The organism is Halobacillus naozhouensis (assembly GCF_029714185.1).
GTDB lineage: Bacteria > Bacillota > Bacilli > Bacillales > Halobacillaceae > Halobacillus_A > Halobacillus_A naozhouensis.
On the sequence record NZ_CP121671.1, the window covers coordinates 1,414,017 to 1,438,064 of the forward strand.

Annotated in this window: 28 protein-coding genes; 16 read left to right on the top strand and 12 right to left on the bottom strand. The window is 41.6% G+C overall.

The window, feature by feature from the left end; genetic code table 11:
* Positions 1-108: 108 nt before the first annotated feature.
* Entirely contained in the window at positions 109-774 is a 666-nt protein-coding gene (locus tag P9989_RS07370) for a TerC family protein (protein ID WP_283078128.1), read from the bottom strand.
* Positions 775-1,049: 275 nt separating this feature from the next.
* Here P9989_RS07370 and mecA point away from each other — a divergent pair, with 275 nt between their 5' ends.
* The 3 genes from mecA (at position 1,050) to pepF (ending at position 4,883) form a co-directional block, all read left to right on the top strand.
* Positions 1,050-1,754, top strand: coding sequence for an adaptor protein MecA (mecA, locus tag P9989_RS07375; RefSeq protein WP_283078129.1), 705 nt, complete (start codon positions 1,050-1,052; stop codon positions 1,752-1,754).
* 72 nt (positions 1,755-1,826) lie between these two features.
* A complete protein-coding gene (locus P9989_RS07380; protein ID WP_283078130.1) occupies positions 1,827-3,008 on the top strand; it encodes a competence protein CoiA in 1,182 nt (393 codons plus the stop codon).
* 66 nt (positions 3,009-3,074) lie between these two features.
* Positions 3,075-4,883 (top strand): oligoendopeptidase F, encoded by a 1,809-nt coding sequence (gene pepF, locus P9989_RS07385; RefSeq protein WP_283078131.1) that lies wholly within the window; start codon positions 3,075-3,077, stop codon positions 4,881-4,883.
* 537 nt (positions 4,884-5,420) lie between these two features.
* Here pepF and P9989_RS07390 read toward each other — a convergent pair.
* From P9989_RS07390 to P9989_RS07400, 3 genes are read right to left on the bottom strand one after another with little or no spacing between them, the layout of a single operon-like run.
* Positions 5,421-6,308 (bottom strand): ClpXP adapter SpxH family protein, encoded by an 888-nt coding sequence (locus P9989_RS07390; RefSeq protein WP_283078132.1) that lies wholly within the window; start codon positions 6,306-6,308, stop codon positions 5,421-5,423.
* Entirely contained in the window at positions 6,305-6,706 is a 402-nt protein-coding gene (locus tag P9989_RS07395) for a globin domain-containing protein (RefSeq protein ID WP_283078133.1), read from the bottom strand. The genes P9989_RS07390 and P9989_RS07395 overlap by 4 nt, the downstream gene beginning before the upstream one ends.
* A 55-nt stretch (positions 6,707-6,761) precedes the next feature.
* A complete protein-coding gene (locus P9989_RS07400; RefSeq protein ID WP_283078134.1) occupies positions 6,762-7,343 on the bottom strand; it encodes a CYTH domain-containing protein in 582 nt (193 codons plus the stop codon).
* A 166-nt stretch (positions 7,344-7,509) separates the two neighbouring features.
* Between P9989_RS07400 and yjbM the strand changes: the two genes are divergently transcribed.
* From yjbM to P9989_RS07415, 3 genes are read left to right on the top strand one after another with little or no spacing between them, the layout of a single operon-like run.
* Complete coding sequence (gene yjbM, locus P9989_RS07405) at positions 7,510-8,148, top strand: GTP diphosphokinase (RefSeq protein ID WP_283078135.1); 639 nt, start codon at positions 7,510-7,512, stop codon at positions 8,146-8,148.
* 15 nt (positions 8,149-8,163) lie between these two features.
* Positions 8,164-8,973, top strand: coding sequence for an NAD kinase (locus tag P9989_RS07410; protein ID WP_283078136.1), 810 nt, complete (start codon positions 8,164-8,166; stop codon positions 8,971-8,973).
* On the top strand, positions 8,970-9,848 hold the full coding sequence (locus P9989_RS07415) for an RluA family pseudouridine synthase (protein ID WP_283078137.1): 879 nt from the start codon (positions 8,970-8,972) through the stop codon (positions 9,846-9,848). The genes P9989_RS07410 and P9989_RS07415 overlap by 4 nt, the downstream gene beginning before the upstream one ends.
* A gap of 69 nt (positions 9,849-9,917) precedes the next feature.
* On the opposite strand, the gene prpE is transcribed toward P9989_RS07415, so the two are convergent.
* On the bottom strand, positions 9,918-10,658 hold the full coding sequence (gene prpE / locus P9989_RS07420) for a bis(5'-nucleosyl)-tetraphosphatase PrpE (protein ID WP_283078138.1): 741 nt from the start codon (positions 10,656-10,658) through the stop codon (positions 9,918-9,920).
* A gap of 83 nt (positions 10,659-10,741) precedes the next feature.
* Positions 10,742-11,914, bottom strand: a complete 1,173-nt coding sequence (locus P9989_RS07425) for an FtsW/RodA/SpoVE family cell cycle protein (RefSeq protein WP_283078139.1) — start codon at positions 11,912-11,914, stop codon at positions 10,742-10,744.
* A 180-nt stretch (positions 11,915-12,094) separates the two neighbouring features.
* Here P9989_RS07425 and mgtE point away from each other — a divergent pair, with 180 nt between their 5' ends.
* Positions 12,095-13,459 carry a magnesium transporter gene (mgtE, locus tag P9989_RS07430; protein ID WP_283078140.1) on the top strand — a complete coding sequence of 455 codons (1,365 nt, stop codon included), beginning with the start codon at positions 12,095-12,097 and terminating at the stop codon, positions 13,457-13,459.
* A 45-nt stretch (positions 13,460-13,504) separates the two neighbouring features.
* On the opposite strand, the gene P9989_RS07435 is transcribed toward mgtE, so the two are convergent.
* Together P9989_RS07435 and P9989_RS07440 are read right to left on the bottom strand one after the other, a co-directional pair.
* Positions 13,505-14,512 carry a DUF3231 family protein gene (locus P9989_RS07435; RefSeq protein ID WP_283078141.1) on the bottom strand — a complete coding sequence of 336 codons (1,008 nt, stop codon included), beginning with the start codon at positions 14,510-14,512 and terminating at the stop codon, positions 13,505-13,507.
* A gap of 26 nt (positions 14,513-14,538) precedes the next feature.
* The gene (locus P9989_RS07440; RefSeq protein WP_283078142.1) at positions 14,539-15,606 is read right to left on the bottom strand and encodes a DUF3231 family protein; all 1,068 of its coding nucleotides are present in this window, start codon (positions 15,604-15,606) and stop codon (positions 14,539-14,541) included.
* A gap of 260 nt (positions 15,607-15,866) precedes the next feature.
* Here P9989_RS07440 and fabI point away from each other — a divergent pair, with 260 nt between their 5' ends.
* The 4 genes from fabI (at position 15,867) to P9989_RS07460 (ending at position 18,714) form a co-directional block, all read left to right on the top strand.
* The gene (gene fabI, locus P9989_RS07445; RefSeq protein ID WP_283078143.1) at positions 15,867-16,643 is read left to right on the top strand and encodes an enoyl-ACP reductase FabI; all 777 of its coding nucleotides are present in this window, start codon (positions 15,867-15,869) and stop codon (positions 16,641-16,643) included.
* Between the two features lie 274 nt (positions 16,644-16,917).
* A complete protein-coding gene (locus P9989_RS07450) occupies positions 16,918-17,451 on the top strand; it encodes a CotO family spore coat protein (protein WP_283078144.1) in 534 nt (177 codons plus the stop codon).
* 181 nt (positions 17,452-17,632) lie between these two features.
* Complete coding sequence (locus P9989_RS07455) at positions 17,633-17,869, top strand: hypothetical protein (protein WP_283078145.1); 237 nt, start codon at positions 17,633-17,635, stop codon at positions 17,867-17,869.
* Positions 17,870-18,324: 455 nt separating this feature from the next.
* Positions 18,325-18,714, top strand: coding sequence for a spore coat protein (locus P9989_RS07460; protein WP_283078859.1), 390 nt, complete (start codon positions 18,325-18,327; stop codon positions 18,712-18,714).
* Positions 18,715-19,452: 738 nt separating this feature from the next.
* On the opposite strand, the gene P9989_RS07465 is transcribed toward P9989_RS07460, so the two are convergent.
* A complete protein-coding gene (locus P9989_RS07465) occupies positions 19,453-19,938 on the bottom strand; it encodes a CotY/CotZ family spore coat protein (RefSeq protein WP_283078146.1) in 486 nt (161 codons plus the stop codon).
* 197 nt (positions 19,939-20,135) lie between these two features.
* On the opposite strand from P9989_RS07465, the gene P9989_RS07470 reads away from it, so the two are divergent.
* The 5 genes from P9989_RS07470 (at position 20,136) to P9989_RS07490 (ending at position 22,312) form a co-directional block, all read left to right on the top strand.
* Positions 20,136-20,390 carry a hypothetical protein gene (locus P9989_RS07470; protein WP_283078147.1) on the top strand — a complete coding sequence of 85 codons (255 nt, stop codon included), beginning with the start codon at positions 20,136-20,138 and terminating at the stop codon, positions 20,388-20,390.
* A 66-nt stretch (positions 20,391-20,456) separates the two neighbouring features.
* A complete protein-coding gene (locus P9989_RS07475) occupies positions 20,457-20,783 on the top strand; it encodes a DUF1360 domain-containing protein (protein WP_283078148.1) in 327 nt (108 codons plus the stop codon).
* Positions 20,784-20,857: 74 nt separating this feature from the next.
* A complete protein-coding gene (locus P9989_RS07480; RefSeq protein WP_283078149.1) occupies positions 20,858-20,995 on the top strand; it encodes a hypothetical protein in 138 nt (45 codons plus the stop codon).
* Positions 20,996-21,068: 73 nt separating this feature from the next.
* Positions 21,069-21,371 carry a hypothetical protein gene (locus tag P9989_RS07485; protein ID WP_283078150.1) on the top strand — a complete coding sequence of 101 codons (303 nt, stop codon included), beginning with the start codon at positions 21,069-21,071 and terminating at the stop codon, positions 21,369-21,371.
* Between the two features lie 35 nt (positions 21,372-21,406).
* Positions 21,407-22,312 carry an MBL fold metallo-hydrolase gene (locus P9989_RS07490; protein ID WP_283078151.1) on the top strand — a complete coding sequence of 302 codons (906 nt, stop codon included), beginning with the start codon at positions 21,407-21,409 and terminating at the stop codon, positions 22,310-22,312.
* Here the strand turns inward: P9989_RS07490 and P9989_RS07495 are convergent.
* The 3 genes from P9989_RS07495 to P9989_RS07505 all read right to left on the bottom strand — a co-directional run bounded on the left by P9989_RS07495 (position 22,299) and on the right by P9989_RS07505 (position 24,022).
* Positions 22,299-23,012: a DUF421 domain-containing protein gene (locus P9989_RS07495; protein ID WP_283078152.1), complete on the bottom strand. Its 714-nt coding sequence runs from the start codon at positions 23,010-23,012 to the stop codon at positions 22,299-22,301. The genes P9989_RS07490 and P9989_RS07495 overlap by 14 nt on opposite strands.
* A gap of 66 nt (positions 23,013-23,078) precedes the next feature.
* The gene (locus tag P9989_RS07500) at positions 23,079-23,507 is read right to left on the bottom strand and encodes a GNAT family N-acetyltransferase (RefSeq protein WP_283078153.1); all 429 of its coding nucleotides are present in this window, start codon (positions 23,505-23,507) and stop codon (positions 23,079-23,081) included.
* On the bottom strand, positions 23,507-24,022 hold the full coding sequence (locus P9989_RS07505; protein ID WP_283078154.1) for a YjcG family protein: 516 nt from the start codon (positions 24,020-24,022) through the stop codon (positions 23,507-23,509). Before P9989_RS07505 ends, P9989_RS07500 begins: the two co-directional genes overlap by 1 nt.
* Positions 24,023-24,048: the final 26 nt, after the last annotated feature.

The following is a 24,048-nucleotide window of genomic DNA, read 5'->3' on the forward strand; positions in this document are numbered from 1 at the left end:
CATCTCTGATGAATACGGAGGTGCAGCTTTTTTTCATTTGTCCCACATAACGTGCCTAACTGAGTCGAACTTCCTCTGCGGTGTCAGCCGGATTGCTTTTGTCTTGATTTAAGCAGCAGCATGGGGTTTTCTATTCATGAAATAACCGACAGCAATGGTAATTAGCACTATGAGGGCAGGGAAGATGTAGTGAATCATGGAATCTGACTGAAGGTAGATCATGATTCTCCGATCTTCCAGTATCATTTCACCAGCTGTAAAGGCGAGGATACCTGCCCCTATATAGATGAGAATCGGAAATTTATCCATTAATAATAAGATGAACCGACTTCCAAAGATAATAATCGGTACAGAAATCAACAAGCCGATAATCACAAGAAAGACCTCACCATGTGAAGCTCCAGCAATCGCAAGAACATTGTCAAATCCCATGACGATATCAGCAAACACGATGGTCTTTACGGCGGTAAAAAGGTTATCACTACTTTTAATATTTTGCGAATCATCTGTATCAGTCAGCAATTTAATCGCAATATATATAAGAAGGATTCCACCAATTAATCGTAGAAATGGTACGTGCAACAAGTATAAAGCGACCGTAGTTAACAAGACGCGGGCAGCGATGGCTAAGCCTGTCCCTAAAAAGATCGCTTTATTTCTTTGATGTTTAGGAAGATTTCTACTTGCTAAAGCTATAACTACTGCATTATCTCCACCTAAAATAAGATCAATTGACACAATGATAAAAATAGGTTCAAGCAAGTCCCAATTCATTCGAGAATCCTCCTACAATTTAATGACAAACGACTTAAAATAAGCTACAATGGAAAATCAACCTCTCCAACAAGCTTGGTTATGGTCAAACGTTGAATTCAAGCAATTTGTTTTCCATTTGCTGATTCCTGTCATACAATAAAAGTAACATCAATCTTTATAAGTGTTACCCATCACAGTGGTTGAAGTTTTTGCCTAACGGGTAAGGTAAAAGTAAGCGTATTAGGGTGAACGATCCCTTCCGCCATACTAAAAGATAGAAGGGAGAGAGACACATGGAAATCGAACGCATTAATGAGAACACTGTTAAATTTTACGTTTCTTATCATGATGTTGAACAGCTCGGATTTGACCGTGAAGAAATTTGGTACAATCGTGAGCGAAGTGAGCAGCTTTTCTGGGAAATGATGGATGAAGTAAACGATCAGGAAAACTTTCAGGCTGATGGACCGCTATGGATTCAGGTTCAGGCTATGGACAAAGGTTTAGAAGTGATCGTCACTAAAGCGCAGGTTTCCCAAGATGGTCAAAAGCTCGAACTCCCAAGTGATGACGGCAAATCGATTGATGTTCCGATGGATGAGAAACTAGAATCTTTACTTGATGATAAATACAGTCACACAGAACAAAATGAATCAGAACCACTCAAAGATGATAATGAATCACAAGAGGGTGTCTTTGAACCATTGAACTTTACGTTGCGTTTTAATGAATTTGAAGATGTCATTCAGCTGAGCCATTATATGACGAATGAGCAAAATATGGATAATTCTCTCATTCATTTTGAAGACACCTACTATTTATATATTCAATTCAATGATGAAAATATGAGTGATGATGAACAAGAAAATATTTTAAGTCAGCTGATGGAATATGGACATGAGTCTTCTGTAACCATTTATCGTCTTCAAGAATACGGTAAAGTCATTTTCGCTGAGAATGCTTTAGCGCAAATTAAAGATTATTTCCCATCCCATTAATGAATGCACACTGCATGAAGTGTGCTTTTTTTTGTCCAAAAAAGAAGGATATTTCAGCTTTATGGCGAATAAGTGAATTTAGAGGTGATGTTATTGCTGTATGCTTACGATCATCATGGAAAGCTTTGCTCCTTATATCAACTGTCCAGACAGCGCATTGAACAGATGAGGCACGAGGTGACATACTTTTGCCCAACCTGTAAAGAAGCTCTTCAAATTCGCTCCGGCCGCCATCACATCCCACACTTTGCTCATTTTCCAGACAGTCAGTGCGAACGAAATTCCCAAGGTGAATCAGACGATCATGAATCTGGAAAATGGCTGCTCTACAAATGGCTGAAATATCAGGGATACAATGTTGAAATCGAGTATTTTGTAAAGGAAATAAATCAGCGTCCTGATTTATTTTTTACGAGTGGTGATAAGCGGCAAATTGCTGTGGAATTCCAGTGCTCTACTATTCCCCCTGATATCATTGAGAAACGAACGAACAGTTACTACAAGGCAGGTATTTTCCCGTTATGGATTGTCGGGAACCGTCACTTCCAACGAAAGGGGAAGAATCTTCTGCTCCACACTTCCTTTCATCGCTCCCTCCTCTATTACTTTCATCATTCTTACTGTATGTACTATTTAAACGTAAATGCTCAGTCCGTCATAATTGTTGATCATATCCTCGGATTTACACATTCTTATTGCTTTGGCAGACCTCGCTCTTATTCGCTCGACTCGATTACATTTCCTCAACTGTTTGCCCCTTCAGCTTCTCCATCGACTCCCTACATATATTTCTGGGAAAAACAATTATACAAACTTCGGACGTTCTATCAGAGATCGGTTGGAACTGAGGAGCGTCAATGGCGCCAGTTCCTTTACTTAAAAGGGAAGCATTTCTCTTTAATTCCTTCTGTCTGCTTTCTGCCCGTTCCCAGTCAGTCCACTTGCTCTATAAAGGCCTATATGTGGCAGACGAAGTTTGTTCTTGAGCACTTTATGGAGGTACGGATAGGAAACATAATTAAACTCGGACGTAACAAGTGCCTGACAGTCAATCGTTACCAAGCAGACCCTGTACAGGAATACCTTCAATTACTTGGACAAATGGGTTTTGTGGCACACACTTCTAACGGCAGCTGGGTGAAACGAAAAGAAATTACCTTTCCGACTCATATTACCCAGGCTTTGGAAGAAGATAAAAAAGTGATGAACGTTTTGAGAAATATCCTGTACACACATAATAATGTATCCTTATAGGAAGGAATTTTCACTTGAGAGAGCGAAATTTCTAAGTGGCGACATAATTTGGAGGAGGATGTACACATGGCATCGACAACGAAACAGTTACCAAAAAGGGAAGAGATCCCTGAGGAGTTAACATGGAATCTTGAGACGATTTTTGCTAGTGATGAAGAATGGTACAAGGAATTTGAAGAAATTAAGAAGCTGATTCCAGAGGTACAGGCTTATAAAGACACGCTGGGTGATTCTGCCGACCAATTGTACCAATTGTTAACACTGCAGGATAAGGTATCAAACAGAATTGGGAAATTATTCACATATGCGCATATGCGCAGTGATCAGGATACGACCAATTCTCACTATCAGGAGATGAATGCGAAAGCGGAAAGCCTGTTGACACAGGTTTCTTCCTCTATGAGTTTTATCGTTCCAGAAATTTTGTCCTTGTCTGAAGAAATGGTAATGAAATATTTGAAGGAGCATGAGGAATTACAGCAGTATGAACATACGCTCCATGAAATTTTGAGAAGAAAAGAGCATGTACTTAGTGAAGAAGAAGAGAAGCTGCTGTCAGGATTCTCTGAGATCGCTTCTAATCCTTCCCAGACGTATGGGTCTCTAAGTAACGCTGATTTAACATTCCCGACGATTAAGGATGAGGACGGGAATGAAGTTGATTTGACTCAAGGCCGCTTTGTAGGTTTCTTGAAATCAGAGGATCGTGAAGTAAGAAAGAATGCGTTCAAGGAGATGTATGACACGTATGGTTCTTTTAAGAACACCTTTGCTTCTACGCTAAGCGGGCAAGTGAAAAAGGATAACTTCTTTGCGGAAACGAAAAAATATGAGAGTGCACGGGAAGCGGCCCTGGATGGAAACAAAATCCCTGAATCTGTGTATGATAATTTAATTGAGGCAGTGGAAGAGCGGCTTCCGCTCATGCATCGTTATGTAGCTCTGCGTAAGAAAGTACTTGAACTAGATGAGTTGCATATGTACGACTTGTACACACCGCTTGTGAAAGATGCTGAGATGGAAGTCTCCTATGAGGAAGCACAGCAGGTTGTCCTAAACGCTCTTGAGCCATTAGGAAAAGATTATGTGGACGTAGTGAGAGAAGGACTGACCAACCGCTGGATTGATGTTGAAGAGAATAAAGGCAAGCGGAGCGGCGCCTATTCTTCTGGCCATTATGGAACGAACCCGTTTATTTTAATGAACTGGCAGGATGACGTCAATAATCTTTTCACGCTGGCCCATGAACTGGGACATTCGCTGCACAGTTATTACACTCATAACAATCAGCCGTATCGCTATGGAAATTATTCTATTTTTGTGGCGGAAGTGGCTTCAACGTGTAATGAGGCACTGTTGAACGATCACCTTACGAAGAAGACGGATGATAAGAAAGAGAAACTTTACTTATTGAACAACTTCCTGGAAGGATTCAGAGGTACGGTTTTCCGGCAGACGATGTTTGCTGAATTCGAACATGAAATTCATATTCAAGCACAAAAAGGCGAGGCTTTAACAGCCGATAAACTGACACAGCTGTACTACGACTTGAATAAAAAGTACTTCGGAAACGATCTCGTTATCGATGAAGAGATCGGGCTAGAGTGGGCAAGAATTCCTCACTTCTATATGGGATACTATGTATATCAATATTCAACAGGATATGCAGCAGCCACTACCCTCGCTGAGCAAATTTTGACTGAAGGGGAACCTGCTGTTGAGAGGTACATGAGCTTCTTGAGGGCGGGGAGCAGTGATTACCCTATTGAAGTGTTGAAGAAAGCTGGGGTAGATATGACCTCGAAAGAGCCTATCTTAAAAGCATTGGATGTATTTGAGCAAAAGCTTGATGAAATGGAAGCGTTATTGCAATAAGATTTAATAAACAAGCTGCCTCTTTAAAAGGCAGCTTGTTTTATTTTATAAATCCTCGGAATTTCTTCTGGTGAAAAATAAAACTAATAAACATATAAATAGAAACGAATAGGAGAGGGGCGGTAATGTAGAGTGGAAACAGGAACATTAAACCGAAAATGTGAAACATAATTAACAACAAGAATAAAGGGATGTAGCCCAAAATGACCCACCGTTTCATGGCAGAAACCTCCTTTTTATCTACTTTATGAGCCAGTTTCTAAATCATTCCCTGAAGAATTCTTCCATTGACAACATTGTGAACAATAGCTTGACCGCATTGTTCATTGCTGAAAGGATTGATATACTTAAATAGTGAAGCAATTCACATAAATGCTGTACTGTGTAACCACCCCCTAAAAATAGAAGCATTAGCAGTTACCTGCTAATGCTTCCTACATAAGAATTCTTCTGTTTTAGCGCTATTCTAATCTTGACTTGCGAATAAGCTTGATGAAGTTTATCTACATCCAGCTCCAACGCACTTGCACTTTTGGTTTAAGAACTGATATATTCCCAGAAAGTACCGTATTTCACTGGAACTTCTCGTACCTTTTGTCGTAACACTAACTTCTTCAATTCTTTTTTTGTTTGTTGTTCTGTCCAATCGTAGACGACGGATATTTCTTTATTTGCGACAAAACGATAATGATGTAAAAAATCCTCTAACTCAGGTTTGATGGCAGGCTTCGGATCTTTTTGAAGCATTTCCTTTAATACCTTCACGTAGACATCATAAGAATAGAGGCCGGTAATCTTAAGCCCTGCATCTTCTTCCGATTCATTAAAAACAACCATAGTGGGTGTGGAATCTACATCCATTTCCTTTGTTAATTTTAAGTCACATCTAAGGGCTCTGTGTGCAGCTTCCCCACGTAAGTCTTTTTTGAATTCATTTACATCCAAGCGGCTTTTGCCAGCGCATTCAATAAGAACGTCTTCGTCCGAAATATCTTTTCTTTCTAGGAACACATATTCCTGCACTTTTCTAAGGAAACGCATACCCGCTTTCTTACCCTGTAATTCAGCAGCTTTTACTGCTAAAGCCGTTACGAGAGGAGAAGAAATTGGGTTTTCGATCCACACGTCCCCGTCACAGCACATTCCTGTCCGTGTTCCTGTTTTATCCCATACTTTCTTGAGTATTTCCCGTTTTTCGGACTTAAATTGTTGCAAGGAAGCTAAATTCCCGCTAATAATGGGACGAATCGTAAAGAAACGTCCGTATTCGATTGTGAGCTTTTTCAAAAACGGTTCAAGCGACCAGCATTCAGGACAGAGAGGATCAATAAATACATAAATCTCAATAGGCCGCTTTAGCAGATCAAAATAACCACTAGCGGTATTCTGGTTCTCTGAAGGGCTGCTCGTACTTTTCCAACTCACATCGATTCTCCTTTCTCATCTTCTGGTGTATTCATCATATGATTAGCTGTCATCGTTAAGCGTTCAAATATTGCATGACGGTATGGGTTTTGAATGTCAGCTTCTTCGAGCGCTTTTGCCATGCAGGACAGCCAGGCATCTTTTCTTGTTGGAGTGATCTCAAAAGGGAGATGTCGTGCTCTTAGCATGGGGTGACCATGCTCCTGGATATAAAGAGGGGGACCTCCGAAAAATTGAGTTAAAAACTGTTTCTGTTTACGAGCCGTTTCCGTTAAATCATCCGGAAAAATAGGGATGAGGTCCGGATGCTGGCTGACGTGCCGATAAAAGCAATTCACTAGCACATTGATTTTGTCTTCGCCTATAGCCTCATAAATGCTGCCGGGTTTTTCGTTCATATAATCCCTTCCTTGTCTGTTAATTCATTTTAGCAACGGTGAAGATGAACGGCAACTATTCTGATTTTAGTTTGGCCTGAAAGAACCTTTTTATTTTATTATCTGTTGCTCGTTTTGAAATATGGAAGGTGTTTAATATGTCTTCAAAGACTTGCTCTCCATGCTGTTTAGAACGCGCTTCTAGCTCCAGTTCATAATCCGATTGTCCACAGTAAAAACTATGGTCCAAAACGACTAGTGTATGGTTATACTCGCGCTCTTGTCTTTTTGTAGTTAAAGCCCCGATGTATCGCAGATCAGCTGCTGAAATCCCGAGCTGCTCTAACTGCCTGTTGATTTCAGATGGTGCAGACAATTGATTCTCAAGCCAGAGCATGGCTGTTTCTTTTGACAGGGTACTATGTGTTTCCAAGAGGCCATCAGGATGAGGCTCCTTCAAAGTTAGTGTCCACGTATCGGCTTTTTGCCTTATTCGTAAAGCTGCTCCTTTATCGCGCAGCTTGTAGTCATCTGTTTCAAAATAATGATTCGTTTGCTTTACCTGTTCTATGGTTGCAAACTCCAGTTGTGTATAAAGAGTATGATACTCTGTCTCTGTTAACAGGTTCTTAAATTCGATTTCAATTTCTTGTGCCATAAAATGTGTCACCTCACCTTTAATTATGATTTATAATAGGTTAGAATTGCAAAAGTTAGCCATTACAATGAGTTAAATTCTGAGATGGAATAAGATTATGATACAATGTTTGTGAGTCTTAACACACATATGGAATATACAGTTGGTACATAAAGGTGGTGCTCGAATGAATTGGGATACTTTTTTAGCACCTTATGCACAGGTAGTTGACGAACTTAAGGTTAAATTAAAAGGAATGCGGCAACAATTTGAATATGAACGTGAACAATCTCCCATTGAATTTGTCACAGGAAGAGTGAAACCAAAGACAAGTATTATAGAGAAAGCGCGCAGGAAAGCCATTAACCCCGAAGACATGAGGGAAGAGCTCCAGGATATTGCCGGAGTGAGAGTGGTTTGCCAGTTTGTAGATGATATATATTCTGTCGTCACAATGTTGAAGAATCGCAACGATTTCAACATTTTGGAAGAAAAGGATTACATTACGGAAAAGAAAGAAAGCGGATATCGCTCTTATCATATTATTATTCAGTATCCAGTTGAAACGATTCATGGAAAGAAAATGGTATTGGCCGAGATTCAAATTCGTACATTAGCGATGAATTTCTGGGCGACTAATGAGCATTCCCTTAATTACAAATATGCGGGTAAGATCCCTAAGGATATTCAGGCACGTTTAAAGCGAGCAGGTGAGGCTGCTTTTTTACTTGATGAAGAAATGTCAAAGATCAAGCACGAAATCCAGGAAGCCCAAAAAATATTTAACCGCAAAGAAGACCAAAAAAGGAAAACGAAGAAACCATAGAGGGGTGGAAGGCAAATGAAATTCTCTATACTCTCAAAAGGAGATAAAAAGTCGAACGAAATCCGTACAAAAATTAAAAGTTACTTGACTGAATTTAATTTGGAGTATGATGAGGAAGAGCCGGACCTCGCGATTTCTGTCGGCGGGGATGGGACTTTATTGGAAGCGTTTCATACGTATGTTCACCGGCTCGATCAAACCGCCTTCATCGGGGTACATACCGGGCATTTGGGCTTTTATGCGGATTGGATGCCAGAGGAACTCGAGAAGTTGATTATTGAAATTGCGCGCACACCATTTCAAGTCGTTGAATACCCGCTTCTTGAGGTGACAATTCGGCCTAAGGATGGCGGGGAAGAGGATCGTTACCTGGCCCTTAATGAGTGTGCCATTAAGACATCGGAGGGCTCTGTAGTATTTGATATTGAAATCAAAGGAGATCACTTTGAAACCTTTCGGGGAGACGGTCTTTGTATTTCTACCCCTTCCGGAAGTACTGCATACAACAAGGCACTGGGTGGCGCCATTCTCCATCCATCCCTTGAAGCGATACAAATTGCCGAGATGGCTTCGATCAATAACCGTGTCTTCCGGACGATCGGTTCGCCTCTCATCTTACCTGGCCATCACACATGCCTTCTGAAGCCGCTGAATGAACGCAGCTTTTTATTTACAATTGATCATATTACGAGAACGTACAAAGACGTGAAATCCATTCAATGCCGGGTTGCGAAAGAACGAGTCCGATTCGCCCGCTTCCGTCCGTTCCCATTTTGGAAAAGGGTTCACGATTCCTTTGTGGCGGATGATTATTCACCTGAATGAGTTATCAAAAAGAGTGGGACATTGATCAAGAGTTTTCAGGGAAAACCGTCCAGACTTTTTTAAGAGAAGAAGCGCTTTTTTCCAGACAGCTGTTAAAAAACGTTAAGGCTGGAGGCTTGATCTTAATTAACAACGAGGAAGTTCCCGTTTCGACCATGTTATCGACAGCGGATCGACTGACGGTCGTATTTCCTGAAGAAGTGCGCTCAAAGGTACTGATTCCAGAACCCATTCCTCTCCAAATTGTGTATGAGGACGAGGATGTACTCGTACTTGATAAGCCAGCAGGGTTGGCGGTGTCACCTACTGCCGATTACCGTTCCGGAACGCTCGCGAATGGAATCGTGTATGATTATGATCAGAAAGGCTATGACTACACGGTCCATATTGTCACGAGGCTGGACCGCGATACATCAGGTCTGCTTCTCGTTGCAAAACAACAGTACAGCCACGGGAAGCTTGCGGTAGTTGGAGATATCAAAAGGGACTATACGGCGCTTGTTGAAGGCAATCTCTCGCCTTCCTCAGGTATGATCACGGCCCCGATTGGAAGAAAAGCCGGATCGATTATTGAGCGAGAGATAACGCCTGAGGGGAAGGAAGCGGTAACGGAGTACGAAGTGGCAGAAATGTTTCCATCCGCTAGTCTGGTCCATATGCGATTACATACCGGGCGAACTCATCAAATTAGAGTACATATGAGTTCTATAGGCTGTCCGCTGGTCGGGGACACGTTATATGGCGCATCTAGCTCTGATGAAGTCAAGGGGCATGCGCTGCATTGTCATCGGTTAGCATTTAACCATCCTTCTCTTGGAGAACATTTGAGTTTTCAATCTCGGCCCCCGCAAACATGGCTAAAGCCAGAAAAATAGCAGTTCCCGGCTGGGGGCTGCTATTTTTCTTGAGAGATAGTGGAAACCCGTACCCAGGTTAGCCAGTTCTCACGTATGATAATTGAATTTTTCCTCCACAAACGGCATGGAGGAGGGGACGGTTACGATCTTTTCTTCTGGGAGACGGAAAGCCGTAAGTTTGTTTCCGAATACACACCCTGTATCAATATTGACGGTTCGATTAACGAAACGTGGTTCGTAAACAGGAGTATGGCCGTACACAATCCATGTATCGGCTTTGTAGGTTTGCGCCCAGTCCCTTCGCTCAGGACGTCCATCTGGAAGCTTCTCGCCTGTGATATCACCATACAGCACAAACGTCCTAATCCGTTTGTTTTCCTTGCCGATATCCTCAGCTCGAATGCCGGCATGAGCCACAACCGCTCCGACTTCGGGAAGCTGTAAATAAAGCGGAGATGTTTCAACTAACTCCATAAACATCTGCTTAATCGCTTGCTGTTCAGCTGTGGAAAGCTGGCGGTATTCGGCTGTTGTCGTTTCGAGGCCGTGTTTTTCCTGAACAGGGTTTCCGAGAAAATAGCGATATAACTTACTGCAATGATTGCCGGGGACATACTGGGCAAGCTTCTGTTCCATGACTAAACGGTAAACGAACCGAATCGTCTCAATGGAGCGAGGGCCGCGGTCGGTAATATCACCGACAAAGACAGGGATTCGACCTTCAGGATGAACAGGGAGGCCATTTTCCCATTGATAACCGAGCTGATTAAATAAATCAATAAGTTCATCGAGACAGCCATGCACATCTCCGATAACATCTATTTGCATAATAACCCTCCTTGTTCGAAAAATATAGTTCGAAAGAAAAAAAGGTGGATTGACTATTAAAGCTTTTCCACCTTTTTGCATTATTATTCAAACATATATGTTCTCGTCCGTGATTTAACATTTAGTACAATGCCAATAGCGAGCAAGTAAGCGAGTGTAGAACTTCCTCCGTAACTTAAGAGAGGCAGAGGCAGCCCTGTGATCGGCAGCAGCTGGAGCGACATGCCGATATTTTGAAAAACTTGAAACGTGATCATGCCTACGATTCCGACAATGATATAACTCCCGAAGGAATCATTACTTTCCATAGCGATCTGGATCATTCGATAAAGCAGTAAAAAGAATAATGTCAGTACTAAACTTGCTCCGATAAACCCGAATTGTTCTGCGACGGCTGTGAAGATCATATCTGTGTGACGTTCGGGAACAGAAACCTGGAAGTTACCGATCCCTTTTCCAGTCAGCTGTCCGGAACCGATTGCGGTGATTGATTTAATGAGCTGTAACCCGTAACCTTGTGCGTATTGCTCTGGTTGAAGCCATCCGTAAAACCGTGAATCGACGTGAGCAAAAATAGATTCCTCCAAATAGTCGGTTACGACCGTGAAATTTAAGAAAAACATTAAAATGGTTACACCGATTACTATTAAAACTGAGGCAAAAATGGAAATAAGAATTTTCCATCGAATCCCTGAAACGAGAATTAAGAAGCTGGAAATCGCTACAAGAACGAGAAACGAGCCAAGGTCTGGCTGAACAGCGATTAATCCCATCGGTGGAAGGGAAAGACCGATCAATTTACCTAATAGCAAAAAATCAGATTTAACGGTTTTTGTGCGATGTTTTTCATTATGTCTAACAATCACATGGGATAGCGTAAGGACTAAAAAGACCTTTACAAATTCGGCAGGTTGTACGGTTACACCTCCTGGAAGACTGAACCAGCTAGTTGCACCTCCTGAAGTAACAATGATTTGTGGCGGGAAGTTAAAAAACAACATCAAGAGCATGAATACACCGAAACCGTATAAGAACCAAACGAGATGATGCAGGCGGTCATAATCCATGATCATGACGATGGCGGCTCCAATTCCGCCTAAGATATACCAGACGATCTGTTTTAAGTATGAGCCCTGATCCGTTGGCGATAAGAGTGGATCCAGTGTGTATAAAGTAAAACAGCTTACTATTCCTAATGCGACTACTACGAAAATGATCGTATAGTCTATTGGTGATGTTTGTTGAGTTTCATTCATCTTTGTTCCCTTTCTCTAAACATTCTCTAAAACAACGTGTATCATTGTAAGTGTACAACATTCACGGACTTTTTTTAAGTAAGGTTTTTCAATTTGAAAAAAGAAACGACATTTATTGACAAAAGTATGGCGTCCTATTAGTATAATAAAGGTTTAAGAGTACGAAGGGGAGGGAGACGTATGGAACATTTAGATGATCAAGAACGACGCGATGTTTGGCAAACCATTCAAGATGCTTTGTTTAACGATCAAATCGACCAATTCAGGGCGGAATTTCTTGAACTTCATCCATATGATCAGGCGAAAATTTTTGAAGAGGTAGCGGATGACGTCCGGATGCAAATCTATACGTACTTATCTCCTGATGAGGTCGCGGAAGTCATGGAACATATTGATTATGAGGAAATTGAGCCGTTTTTCTCTGAAATGGATCCAAGGTTTGCGGCCCAGGTTCTTGCGGAAATGTCTACCGATGATGCCGTGGATATCCTAAACGAGCTCGATAAAAACAAAGTGGCCAGCTTTTTAACGATTATGGACGATGAGGCAGCAGAAGAAATTAAAGATTTGCTTCATTATGAGGAAAAAACGGCCGGCTCGATTATGACGACTGAGTTTGTTGTTGTCAAAGCAGGCATGACGATACGAGAAGCTATGCTTCATCTAAGACAAGAAGCACCTGATGCCGAAACGATTTACTATACGTATGTTATCGATGAGGACAAGCGGCTCGTTGGGGTGATCTCGTTACGTGATCTGATCATTTCAGAAGAGGATTGGTTCATTTCTGATGTCATGAGTGAACGTGTCGTTTCGGCTCCCGTTGGGGAAGATCAGGAAGAAATTGCCCGGATGATGCGCGATTATGATTTTCTTGCCTTACCAATTATTGATTTTCAGGAGCATTTATTAGGGATCATTACTGTCGATGATATTATGGATGTTATGGAAGAGGAGGCTAGTGAAGACTATTCGAAACTGGCAGGGATCTCGGATGTAGATAGTCCGGATGAAAATGCCTTTGTCTCTGCGAAAAAAAGACTGCCGTGGCTCGTGATTTTGCTATTCCTCGGAAGTTTAACAGCCAGTCTAATAGGGCGCTTTGAGGATACATTAGACAAAGTAGCGATTTTAGCTATTTTTATTCCGCTAATTGCGGGCATGGCTGGGAATACAGGAACACAGGCGCTGGCTGTTGCTGTTCGCGGAATTGCTACAGGAGAGATTGATAAACAGGGCAAGCTGAAAATGATTATGCGTGAAGCGGGTACTGGGCTTATTACAGGAGTAAGCTGTGGTGTGATTATTACGCTTGTCGTTTACTTTTGGCAAAATAATATCTATTTAGGATTGTTAGTGGGATTATCGATTATGTCCACTTTGATTGTAGCAACGCTTGCTGGTTCTCTGGTGCCGCTGGTCATGCACCGGTTTAACATCGATCCAGCAGTAGCCTCTGGGCCCTTTATTACGACCATCAATGATATCATCTCGATTTTAATCTACTTTGGAATGGCTACAGCATTTATGAGCTTACTTATATGACAAAGAATCCCGGGCTTCCTTTAATAGCGAAATCCGGGATTAAGTTTATTGTTTTTTAGCTAGTTCATCACGGTCTGGGTTTAGCGGGGGCTGTTCCATCCAATTGTGATCGATCATCAGATTTGCTCCATCTTCAGCATACTTTCCGATTTCCGCGGTCAGGCGTGAATATTTAAAATGAATGTCTCGTCTCATAGTCGTCGCCATACTCGTACCGTAATACCCAATGCCGATAGCAATTAACGCTGTGACGTGAAACATCATCAACTTATCGGAAAATGGCGGTGCAGTCGAGGTAGTGACTTCCGAATCCCACGTCATCGCTGCCGGAACATGGTCCTTGCTCAGGGCACTTCTAAACGCTTCGACATGTTTGGCCGCGATCTTTCTGCCTCTAACCATGTATTGGGAAACTTTCTTCGATTTGGCGGCTTGACTGAAACCCATCAGGACAGCCTCTCCTAAACTATTTCGTTGCATGTTGTCGTAAAGATTCGTAATCTCTAATGAAGTTAACGGTCGTCTTTCCCCAAACCAGCCCGCAAGAAAATGCTGGCTTGATACAAACTCGACTTGTTTAGGATAAGGAATATGAGGGGGACGAATGTAAAGCCCTTTCGACAACAGGATTTGATTGGCCTTTTTATGAAGATCGCCATATTCATGTAAACATTCAAGAAAAAAGGAATGGAGGTCCGATCGTGCTGCGAGAGCCGTTGAAACACTATGTGCATTCAAACCTAACTTCCCTATTTGTTGTACATAGGCTAGCATGAATGTATCAGAGTAAAGTCTTGGTGCTTTCACATTGACGTCGTCTTCCGTAAAACCTACCGGCACAGCGAAATTTTCCTTGCGCATTATTGTCGTTAATTTTTGAACATGGGAGTATGAGATCTCAAGCGTGTACTGCAGGAGACGGCGAATCTCATCATCTTCCACATGGTTCAAAAAGTAACGAATCATACAGATGGTTAACGTACCGTTTTGGTAGGATCCCCAAATTTGGGAGATCTCAGCTGATGTCAGACGAGCGTTATGTTCTGCTTCCATATTATAACCTCCCATCGAAAATTATGTTATTGGAGCGGATTGTGGACCAGTTTATCTCTGTCAGCCGCTAACGGAGGTTGTTCAAGCCAACCTCGGTCAATCATCATTTGTTGACCATGATTCGAGTAGACGCCAATTTCCGCCATGAATTTAGCATACTTGGCATGGATGTCATGTCTTAGGGTTCTCGACATGGAGATGCCTATGTTTTCGAGTCCAAGCTGATTCGCCAAACCTCCCTGGTACAACATTAACTTGTCGCTAAAGGGGGGGACCTTGGAGTCTGTTACATGCGGATCCATTGTCATAGGGGATGGAATGTTATCATTGGCTAACATGCTCCCCATTTGCCTGATGATCTTATCCGAAAGTTCCCTGCCCTCCTGAAAATACTTTCTCAGCTTTTTGGAGGATGCGACCTGGCTGAAGCCCATCGTTAACGACTTCCCTAGAATATTCATTGTCATATTTAAATTCATATATTTAATCTCAATGGAAGCCAGTGGTCTGTTTTTACTTGAAAAAAAAGACGTAAAGGAATTGTTTTCTACAAACTCGACTTGTTTAGGATAAGGTATTTTTGGCGGTTTAAGGATCGTTCCTTTTTCTGATAAGAGGTGAGTGCTCCTCTCGTACAATTCATTTAACTCATGAATCCCCTGACGGTAATAATCGATAATGTCCTGCCGAGTAGAACTAGTAAGCGCCCTTGCGTATTGCCCGTACCCACCTACGGCCATTTGCTGCAGGAAAAAAAGTATAAAGGTGTCATCAAACAAACGCGGGGCTGCTTTATGAAGGTCTGATTCGCCAAACCCGGCTGGAACTGGAATACCTTCCTTAGTGAACAACTCTGAAATGGTCGTGATGTGCCGTTTGGACAGACCTTGACTAAAAAGAAGAAGCTCTTTAACTTCCTCGTCCTCCACAATTTCTATAAAATGTTCAAAAATCACAACATACATGGAATCCCCCATATAATTGCTCCATAAGTCTGCCAGCTCTGAAGAGGTAACGGCTGAGTGTTGCTGATGTTCTAGTATCTGAGATTCCAGTTGCTTATCTTTGTTAGCATGCTGATCAGCAGGATCCATGTTCGTACCCCTCTCTATAGATGATGATTTTTAGATTTTTAGAAACCTTGCGGCGTAACAGGATCGATTTATAGTGTGTGTTTATGGGGGAAACATTATTCCTGAGGTAACCAATTCCAACTAAATCTTGAAGACTCACAACTGCTTCAATAACTGATTACCAGGCTGTAATTGTAATTTGAATGGAGATCATATAAAATGAGATCAGGTACTAATAACAAACCATAATACTTAGTAAGACCCCAAGGAGGACTTGTTTTATGAATGGATCTTTAGAAGGCCGCACTTATGTCGTCATGGGTGTTGCGAATAAGCGCAGTATTGCATGGGGAATTGCACAATCATTAAATAAAGCAGGAGCGCGACTGATCTTCACTTACGCTTCGGAACGATTCGAGAAGCCAGTCCGTGACTTATCTAACACCCTGGAAGGGCCTGAATCCTTATTTTACGAATGTGATGTAACGGATGACGAGGCCATCAATCAAACGTTTGCTGCGATTCAACAGGATGTCGGAGTGATTCATGGTCTGGCTCACTGTATCGCATTTGCCAACCGTGACGAGCTGAAAGGGGAGTATGTTGACACTAGCCGGGACGGTTTTCTTACTGCCCATAACATCAGCTCCTACTCCTTAACGGCTGTTGCCAGAGCAGCTAAACCTGTCATGTCTGACGGTGGAGGGATCGTCACGCTTACGTACCTTGGCGGGGAAAAAGTAGTGGAGAACTACAACGTCATGGGAATTGCGAAGGCAAGCCTTGATGCAAGTGTGAAATACTTAGCGAACGATCTCGGTAAACATCAAATCCGTGTCAATGCGATCTCAGCCGGGCCGATTCGTACGCTGTCAGCTAAAGGCATCGGTGATTTTAACAAAATTTTAACAGAAATCGAAGAACGAGCTCCACTTCGCCGCGCTGTGACACAGGAGGAAGTAGGAGATACAGCTTTCTTCTTAATGAGCGATCTTTCAAGAGGAGTTACCGGTGAAATCATTCACTGTGATTCTGGTTATAACATTGTAGGTTATTAATTGTCCTGCCCCTGATTTTAATGTATCCATTAAAGTCAGGGGTTTTTTATGGACATTAAGATCAGCTGATGTGTGTTTGAATGTATCATTACTTATTATTTCGTGCCATTAAATTAGAATATCTATCGTTTGATGAAATAATCAGTCCTATAACATGGTTCATGGAATCCGCTGGCGGAAAAAATACAGAGTGGGCAGGTAAGTCACAGCACATGAAAAGATATGTAGGCATATACATAGAATGACGACCAAATGAAAAAGGGGAGATACCTAAATGGCAAGTAAAAAGAAAACGGCAAAGCCTCCTGTTCTGTATATTACACAACCCCACCTTGAACCAGCTGAAATATCCATGCAAACGAGCTATCACAGCGATGCAGCAACAAACCAATCACCGACCCAGCAACAATCGTCAGACCGACCACCTTCGTCACAACAACCACGGCGAGTGTCAAACTTTGAAAATCAATTGCGTCAACGAAGCCCGTACCGTAAAAAAGTAACCGGAAATCAAAAGGATTTACCTAAACAGCAGGATGCAGTGCAGGAGGGTCAATCCTCTGACAATAAAGAGAATCGAACAAAATTTCGTGATATGACAATCGAGGAAAAGGTAAAGTATTTCGTCAACCTTCCTGCACAAGTTCCGAAAATGAAATGTGAGGTAGCAACCGAAGAAGAAGGCCAATTTCGTGGGTTTATTGAAGGGTTTAATGAAGGCATAGTTGTGATGAAGACACTACAGAAGCCGTTCGAAAAGGAAATAAAATTAGAAGATATTCAATCCATTCGTTTATTAGGGTTCTAACCTGTCCTTTCGCATCGCAGCGGAATGGAAGGGTTTATTCAGCTTAATGAGTACCAACAAGATGACCTCGGCCCAGCCCGAAGTCATCTTTTTTTGCCGTTTGAAAATAGACCCTCACCTATAACACCCATACTGTTTCTGAGTCATATACTATACAAGAGAAAAATAGGAGGTGGATGGATTGAGTAACAATAATGATGACTTCCAGAATATTTCCGGAAGAATTATCGATATGATTGTAGGCTCGACATTGAAGAAACACGGCGTAAAGCTCGACCCTAATAGAATAGATCCTGAGCAAAGAGAAGAAATCAAAAAAATTGTTGAAGATTTAAGGAAAAGTGCGGATTCGTTAACTAAAAAAACAAGTGAAGAAGATAATAGTGAAAAAGATAATAAGGATGAAACAGATAAATAGATCGCTAAGCTGAAACCGGATAATGGCCTCCATTGTCCGGTTTTTTTATGGTCGGTGAAGGGGAGGGGCGTTCCCACCATCGAAATCGTCGTACGTCACATTTACGACAGCTGATCCTTCTCCTTTTTCACGGTGACGATTTGAAAAAAATCATCAATATTTTAAGAAAATAGGTATGTATATAGAGACAATCACCCTTCCCCTTTAAGGCTATCCGCGTAGGATAGTATTAAATAGCAAGAAGGAGGTGACGTAACATGGGAATGTCAAGTTATGATAAAAAGAGATTGTTAATGCTTGAAAGAAGAAATGATGAAAGGTGCCAAGATCAAGAGCCGGTTACGCGCGAGGATAAGTGTGACCATAGCTGTGATCATCACTGTGATCATCACTGTGATGACCATTGTAATGTCTGTGACCAGGGTCCAAAACAGTGGAATGCACTAGACCCGACTATGGATTTTCCTTTTGGGAATAGTATTGATCAAGACGCTGAGGCAGAACTGAAAAATGTTCAAAAGTCTTTTGAATCGATTGTAATCAAAGATTCATGCGATGTAGACGTTAGAACAACTGATACGCAGTTAGCTGTAAATATTCAGGTGGCCATCCAGGTTGCTATTGCCTTGATTATCAGCATATCAATTGCAGATAGTGAAAGAGCTAACTCAATCACACAGGATATAGAAGCACAATTGAAATCAGCACAGGTAAACAAACAGCAAACGTATATCGAGAATTCACGCAACGTAACGGTCGCAACAGACGATTCAGATGTTGCAGTAAACGTTCAAGTAGCGATCCAAGTTCTAATCGCATTGGTGGTTCGACTAGGTATCTTGTAATGTAACGGTATATTTATGTAAAAGAGGTAGAGTACCCTCAAAGTTGATGACTAAATCTATTTAAGGGAGATGCCTTACCTCGTACTTTGGCATCTCCCTTTTCCTTTGTTTAAGCTGAAAGGAAGGACTATGTATAAAAAAGGATAAGAACATTAGAGTGAATTGACTTCCGACTTCATATAGGCATGGTCGAGCGAAATTGGCTGCATAATTGAAAACCCTTCAAGGCCAGAGTCACCTTTCCAAATGTTTTGATGAACGGAATTTTACGGTCGAAAAGTGGGGTTTCCATTATGTTCCTCCTTCACCGTTTCAAAGTCAATGGCTCACAATCTTTGAATGAAGTCAGTGCTATCTTACTCGAAAATGTTCATAAGCTAAACATGGATTGACTTCCATTTTGGATTAAGCGAGAGTTACCGGGATCAGCTTGTCCCATATATGAATGCTGTTCGGATTACAGCATAACCTCTTCTTTATACAAGAAAGTCAACATGACTGGTTATTAAATAGAGGGGGTATCCGACCTGTATGGTTGGATCCCCCCTCCATTTCTAACCAATTCTGAAGTCAAAAGACTGGTCAGACATGACAAACATCAGTTTATTCATTTAGGCTGACAGGGGATTAATAAAGATGACTTCGGCTAACACCGAAGTCTCCTTATAAGTTCATAATCCCTTTTAAGCCTGTTTTTCCAGTTGATTGGTTGAAGTTACTTTCCATGAAGCTGCTTTCTTAAAACATTGCGGAAATGGCAGGCAAGCAAGTCACATGGCAGAAGCAATTTAGATCAACTGTAATACATATTCCGGTAGAGCTTAGATCTTCAGTACACTGTTCTGCAGGACAATCAAGCTTACAATCATGTTTATCGTCTTCGGAAGGTGAAAGAAGTAATTCCAAAGTGGCGCAGCAATCGTCATCTACATCTTTCACACGGAAGAAGAAACTTTCTTTAACATCAAAGTCATCACTGCCATTCTCGCAGCGTTTCCCTCCGAACCCTTTAAATGGTTTGCATGTTCCTTCGCAGTAAAGAATAACTGGAATGGTATCACGGCCATTTCCTCCGCCGGCACCGCCAACCAAGTCATCGATAGACTGTCTGCATCCGGAATCACAGCAGTTGTTACCAACTACATCATCTTGTGCTGCTTTGATATCTCTAAGAATATCGCAAACACAACTCTCAACATCGTTTTTTCTTTCTTTACAGCCCATTTATTTAACTCCTTTCTGATTTCCAAACGTATTGACGTATTGTCCTTAATAGACTATGTAATTATGCCCTGTGGGTGTGGGCATCTGACTGTTTTATAAGAATTGCTGATGAGAACGGGAATATTGGGCAGTTGACCATACCAATTAATGAATCTGACCATAAAATAACAATGACTTTTAATAAGGAGATGAAATGAATGTCTGAAAAGAAAAAAAAGGTGATCCATGTTAAGGATCTTGTCATTAAAGCAGACAATGTGTTCATTGAACCGCAGGATCATGACAAACATGATAAACACGACAAACATGATAAACACGACAAACATGATAAACATCATGACTGGCGCGATAATGATCCTTTCTTTGGCGGACGCAGAAGGGAACAGGATAAGAAGAAGGATAAAGGTCATGATGACGAATCGAGTTCACACGGAGGGTTTTCCTGGCTCTAATTTATTGGTAATGGTGAGGTCACTACAAGGTAGTGGCCTTTTTCTAACGATTAAGGAGGAAACGACATGGATATGGGATGGTTTGCATTTATCGTATTAATCTTTGCCAGCTTTCGTTTTACAAGACTAGTCGTCGATGATCTTATTATGGAATGGGCTCGCCAGCCTTTTGAAAAAGTAGTAACCACTACGGATTCAAGCGGCCACACGGAGGAGTGGAGAGAGCCAAGGGGAATAATCGGTGAATTTCTTCACTGTCATTGGTGTGTAGGGGTGTGGTCAGCCTTCCTTATGATCGTTATTTATTATTTGATTCCTTACGGTGAAATAGCTCTGCTGATATTGGCAGTAGCCGGTCTACAATCGATTATTTACGAATGGAGTGAGCACTGATCGAAAAAAAACAAAAGCCTCTCGTCAAGCTGCTGCAGGAAATCGACAAGGAAGTAAATCAATCAGACGGTTTAATGAAGAAACCGGAAAAGCGTTTCACGGAGTGGCAGCGAGATTTTGATGCATGGGAAAAGCGTTTTTCAAAAAGGATGACGAAAATAGAGAAGGAACTGAATAAGCAAATGAAGAAGGTGGAAAACTTTTTTGAATAGTTCGAGATAGAACAGGAATACTTTTAAGCAAAAGGGGTATCTACTTATATAGAAGGAAAGGGGAGAGGCTTCAATGGGATACATTCTTCCAATCAACCACTATCAGTATATGGATTATAAGAAACGAGTTACCCAGACGGCGCGGTCGCCTTTTGTTTTAGATGCTGTTTTTAAAGCTACTCTCGATCAAAAATTACAAGGGAACGAACACCAGCAGCAAGAACAACAGGAAAAAGACGTAAAGAATGAACGTTTTCACCCCCTTTACACCCCGGCAACGATTCACTATCATACCGTACCCCAGACCGAGAACATCTCAGAAAAGGTTTATTCTAATGTTACAGGGAAAGGGCTTCACTTCAGTGAGAAGGTGTAGCCCTATTCCAGGTCATCAATCAAGGAGTCCTTACTATGTCATTTAAACAAATTAATGAACATTGCTACTATTACCATAGTGCTGTGAATGTCGGTTATATCAATGAGGGAGCGACTGGAGTGCTTATCGATACCGGAATTGATCGTTCCTCCGTAAAAAAAGTGCTCAAGGAACTCAAATCCAGAGAGCTTCCCTTGACGCACTTATTTATTACGCATGCCCATGCTGATCATTATGGCGGGGCTTCCTATATTCAGGATCATTATAACGTACATACAGTAGCACCTATGCTCGAAGAGGCGATTCTAAGAAATCCTCGGCTTGAACCTCTTTATTTATTCGGTGGAAACGATCCATTGGAAGAATTGCAAAATAAATTTTTACAAGGCCCTGAGATGAAGGTAGATCAAGTAATAACAGAAGGGACATTGTTCTTAGGTTCGCTGCAAGTCGAAATACATCTGTTACCCGGACATAGTTATCATCAGCTCGGTCTTCACTTCAATGGCGTCTTATATGCGGCCGACGCCTATTTTAGTGAGAGTCAATTGCATAAGCATAAAATTCCGTATGTGACGGATGTGGATTTGACACTAAAAAGCCTGCATAAGCTTTTAGAAATTTCCTGTGAAGGGGCATTGCCTGGCCATGGAGATTATGAAGAGCAATTTAAAGCGACCGTAGGGGCGAATATCTCCTACCATGAGCAAGTCTTACACTGGCTTGAAACTTATTTGCAGCAACATCCAGAAGGTGTCAGTCACGAACATATTATTTCATCTATGTGCGAGCACTATGAGGTAAATGCTCCGCAATTATCACAATGGCTTTTATATAGAACGGCCGTCACGGCTTATCTCATTGCTTTAAGGAAACAGAAGCGGGTACGGGATAAGGTGGAGAAGTTTCGCTGGACTTTTTACCCTGTTAATAAGGCATAATAAATAGCTCTTCACCCGGAGTATATTCAGCCATCAGGACTTGATCAACACTCGAAATATTTTGATTGCGTAATTCATTTTGCAGCCATTGCTTATCAAATCCGGCTTCTTTAAGATTATCCCAAATGACTTCTCCATCGCTTATAAAAATACTTGATAAAGAGACCGTGGATAGAGGGAGGTTCAAATCCTTCCTCGTCGGAGTCTGATGATCTGATTTCTTTAACACGGAGATCGATCCATCTGTTTCGAGTACAGCATATTGTACGTCTTTTATCGTGAACACATCTTTGGAGCGCAATAAATGCTGGAGTTGGTTAATATCTAATTTATTCTTCTTCAACTGCTTTTTCATAATCTTACCTTCATGAATGACTAGGGAGGGGCTACCTTCGAGAAGGTGCCTTGTTCCTTTGAATTTTTGTGTTATAAGTTCTGTTACAGAGATCAGAATACCCCAAAGCACAATCATAAACGCCATTTGTCTTAGTCCAACATTGCCATCATAAAGAGCATTCCCCACTAGCTCGCCTAATACTAAAGCAGAGATAAAGTCAAAGGGTGTAATTTGAGTAATTTGAGTTTTCCCAAGGAGCTTGGTTATAAGAAATAGGGCGAAGAATCCAAATATAATTTCAACGAACATTTGTACATAAGCCATACCATCACCTGTTCCTCTAGCGTATTGTATAGCTATCATTCTAGACGAAAAAGGTGGCCTTTATACAAAAAAGGATCTGCCTGAAGAGAGGCAGATCCTTTTCCATTATAAGTCTTTTACCATAGTAACATGGGGGATGCCGGCATCCATAAATTCTTCAGAAATGGTCCGATACCCCAGGCTTTTATAAAAACCTTCCGCATGGGTTTGCGAATTCAATTTCGCTTTAGAATATCCTTTGTCTTTAATGACCTTTTCCATATGATGAATCATTTGTTGGCCGTACGTATGCCCGCGTTGAGCTTTTTCCACGCAAATTCTCTCAAGCTTAGCATAATCTTCGATGAATCGAAGTCTGGCTGCAGCAAATGGCTCTTCATCCAGGTATCCGATAAGATGTGTAGCAGTATCGTCAAAGGCATCGTGCTCATCTGCTTCTGATACACCCTGTTCGTCAATGAACACGTTCCGGCGTATTTGGTAGGCATCGGTTTGTTCATGAGGTGTGGTAACGGTCCGGAAATCCGCCTTCATTACTGGTCACCAAATCGAAAGGTTTCGTAAACACTCCAGGCTCCATTTTCTAACTGGTAAAGCAGTTGAAAACGATCCACTTTGTCTACGATATTAAAGCTATCCATACTTAAACTGCCATATACGTCTGAAAACTCTTCATCCGAAAGTTTCTGAGCAATTGTGATGTGCGGAACAAATGAATACTCCTGATTGTCAGGAAGGGTGCCATCGCGCAATTTTTCATTCAACTTTATAATCGGTTCAGTTGGATTAATTTTTAAATAGATCGTGTTGGTCACTGGTGAAAAGGAGCTGACCTTTGTGATTTCCACATTAAATGGTGTGATACCTTTCGCGATATTTTCTAATTCAGGAACAATCTCTGATTCAAGCTTCTGTTCGTCTGCTTCGAATGGTTCTTTGAGAGTAATATGTGGTGGAATCAGAGCGTAATGCGGGTCATAACGTTTACGATAAGAGTTCGCTTCATCCTGTACTTTTTTTGATGGAAAAATTGCTATACCATATTTCATTCGTTTGATCCCTCCTAAATCTTTCT

Bases quoted from the DNA above. Each gene is read 5' to 3' on its own strand.
- P9989_RS07460 (WP_283078859.1), top strand. From the start codon at position 18,325: ATGGATTTTCCTTTTGGGAATAGTATTGATCAAGACGCTGAGGCAGAA.
- P9989_RS07465 (WP_283078146.1), bottom strand. From the start codon at position 19,938: ATGGGCTGTAAAGAAAGAAAAAACGATGTTGAGAGTTGTGTTTGCGAT.
- P9989_RS07485 (WP_283078150.1), top strand. From the start codon at position 21,069: ATGGGATACATTCTTCCAATCAACCACTATCAGTATATGGATTATAAG.
- P9989_RS07435 (WP_283078141.1), bottom strand. From the start codon at position 14,512: ATGGAAGCAGAACATAACGCTCGTCTGACATCAGCTGAGATCTCCCAA.
- mecA (WP_283078129.1), top strand. From the start codon at position 1,050: ATGGAAATCGAACGCATTAATGAGAACACTGTTAAATTTTACGTTTCT.
- fabI (WP_283078143.1), top strand. From the start codon at position 15,867: ATGAATGGATCTTTAGAAGGCCGCACTTATGTCGTCATGGGTGTTGCG.
- P9989_RS07500 (WP_283078153.1), bottom strand. From the start codon at position 23,507: ATGAAGGCGGATTTCCGGACCGTTACCACACCTCATGAACAAACCGAT.
- mgtE (WP_283078140.1), top strand. From the start codon at position 12,095: ATGGAACATTTAGATGATCAAGAACGACGCGATGTTTGGCAAACCATT.
- P9989_RS07450 (WP_283078144.1), top strand. From the start codon at position 16,918: ATGGCAAGTAAAAAGAAAACGGCAAAGCCTCCTGTTCTGTATATTACA.
- P9989_RS07400 (WP_283078134.1), bottom strand. From the start codon at position 7,343: ATGGCACAAGAAATTGAAATCGAATTTAAGAACCTGTTAACAGAGACA.
- P9989_RS07415 (WP_283078137.1), top strand. From the start codon at position 8,970: ATGAGTTATCAAAAAGAGTGGGACATTGATCAAGAGTTTTCAGGGAAA.
- P9989_RS07480 (WP_283078149.1), top strand. From the start codon at position 20,858: ATGAAGAAACCGGAAAAGCGTTTCACGGAGTGGCAGCGAGATTTTGAT.
- prpE (WP_283078138.1), bottom strand. From the start codon at position 10,658: ATGCAAATAGATGTTATCGGAGATGTGCATGGCTGTCTCGATGAACTT.
- P9989_RS07490 (WP_283078151.1), top strand. From the start codon at position 21,407: ATGTCATTTAAACAAATTAATGAACATTGCTACTATTACCATAGTGCT.
- P9989_RS07505 (WP_283078154.1), bottom strand. From the start codon at position 24,022: ATGAAATATGGTATAGCAATTTTTCCATCAAAAAAAGTACAGGATGAA.
- pepF (WP_283078131.1), top strand. From the start codon at position 3,075: ATGGCATCGACAACGAAACAGTTACCAAAAAGGGAAGAGATCCCTGAG.
- P9989_RS07425 (WP_283078139.1), bottom strand. From the start codon at position 11,914: ATGAATGAAACTCAACAAACATCACCAATAGACTATACGATCATTTTC.
- P9989_RS07370 (WP_283078128.1), bottom strand. From the start codon at position 774: ATGAATTGGGACTTGCTTGAACCTATTTTTATCATTGTGTCAATTGAT.
- P9989_RS07495 (WP_283078152.1), bottom strand. From the start codon at position 23,012: ATGATAGCTATACAATACGCTAGAGGAACAGGTGATGGTATGGCTTAT.
- yjbM (WP_283078135.1), top strand. From the start codon at position 7,510: ATGAATTGGGATACTTTTTTAGCACCTTATGCACAGGTAGTTGACGAA.
- P9989_RS07470 (WP_283078147.1), top strand. From the start codon at position 20,136: ATGTCTGAAAAGAAAAAAAAGGTGATCCATGTTAAGGATCTTGTCATT.
- P9989_RS07440 (WP_283078142.1), bottom strand. From the start codon at position 15,606: ATGGATCCTGCTGATCAGCATGCTAACAAAGATAAGCAACTGGAATCT.
- P9989_RS07475 (WP_283078148.1), top strand. From the start codon at position 20,457: ATGGATATGGGATGGTTTGCATTTATCGTATTAATCTTTGCCAGCTTT.
- P9989_RS07410 (WP_283078136.1), top strand. From the start codon at position 8,164: ATGAAATTCTCTATACTCTCAAAAGGAGATAAAAAGTCGAACGAAATC.
- P9989_RS07395 (WP_283078133.1), bottom strand. From the start codon at position 6,706: ATGAACGAAAAACCCGGCAGCATTTATGAGGCTATAGGCGAAGACAAA.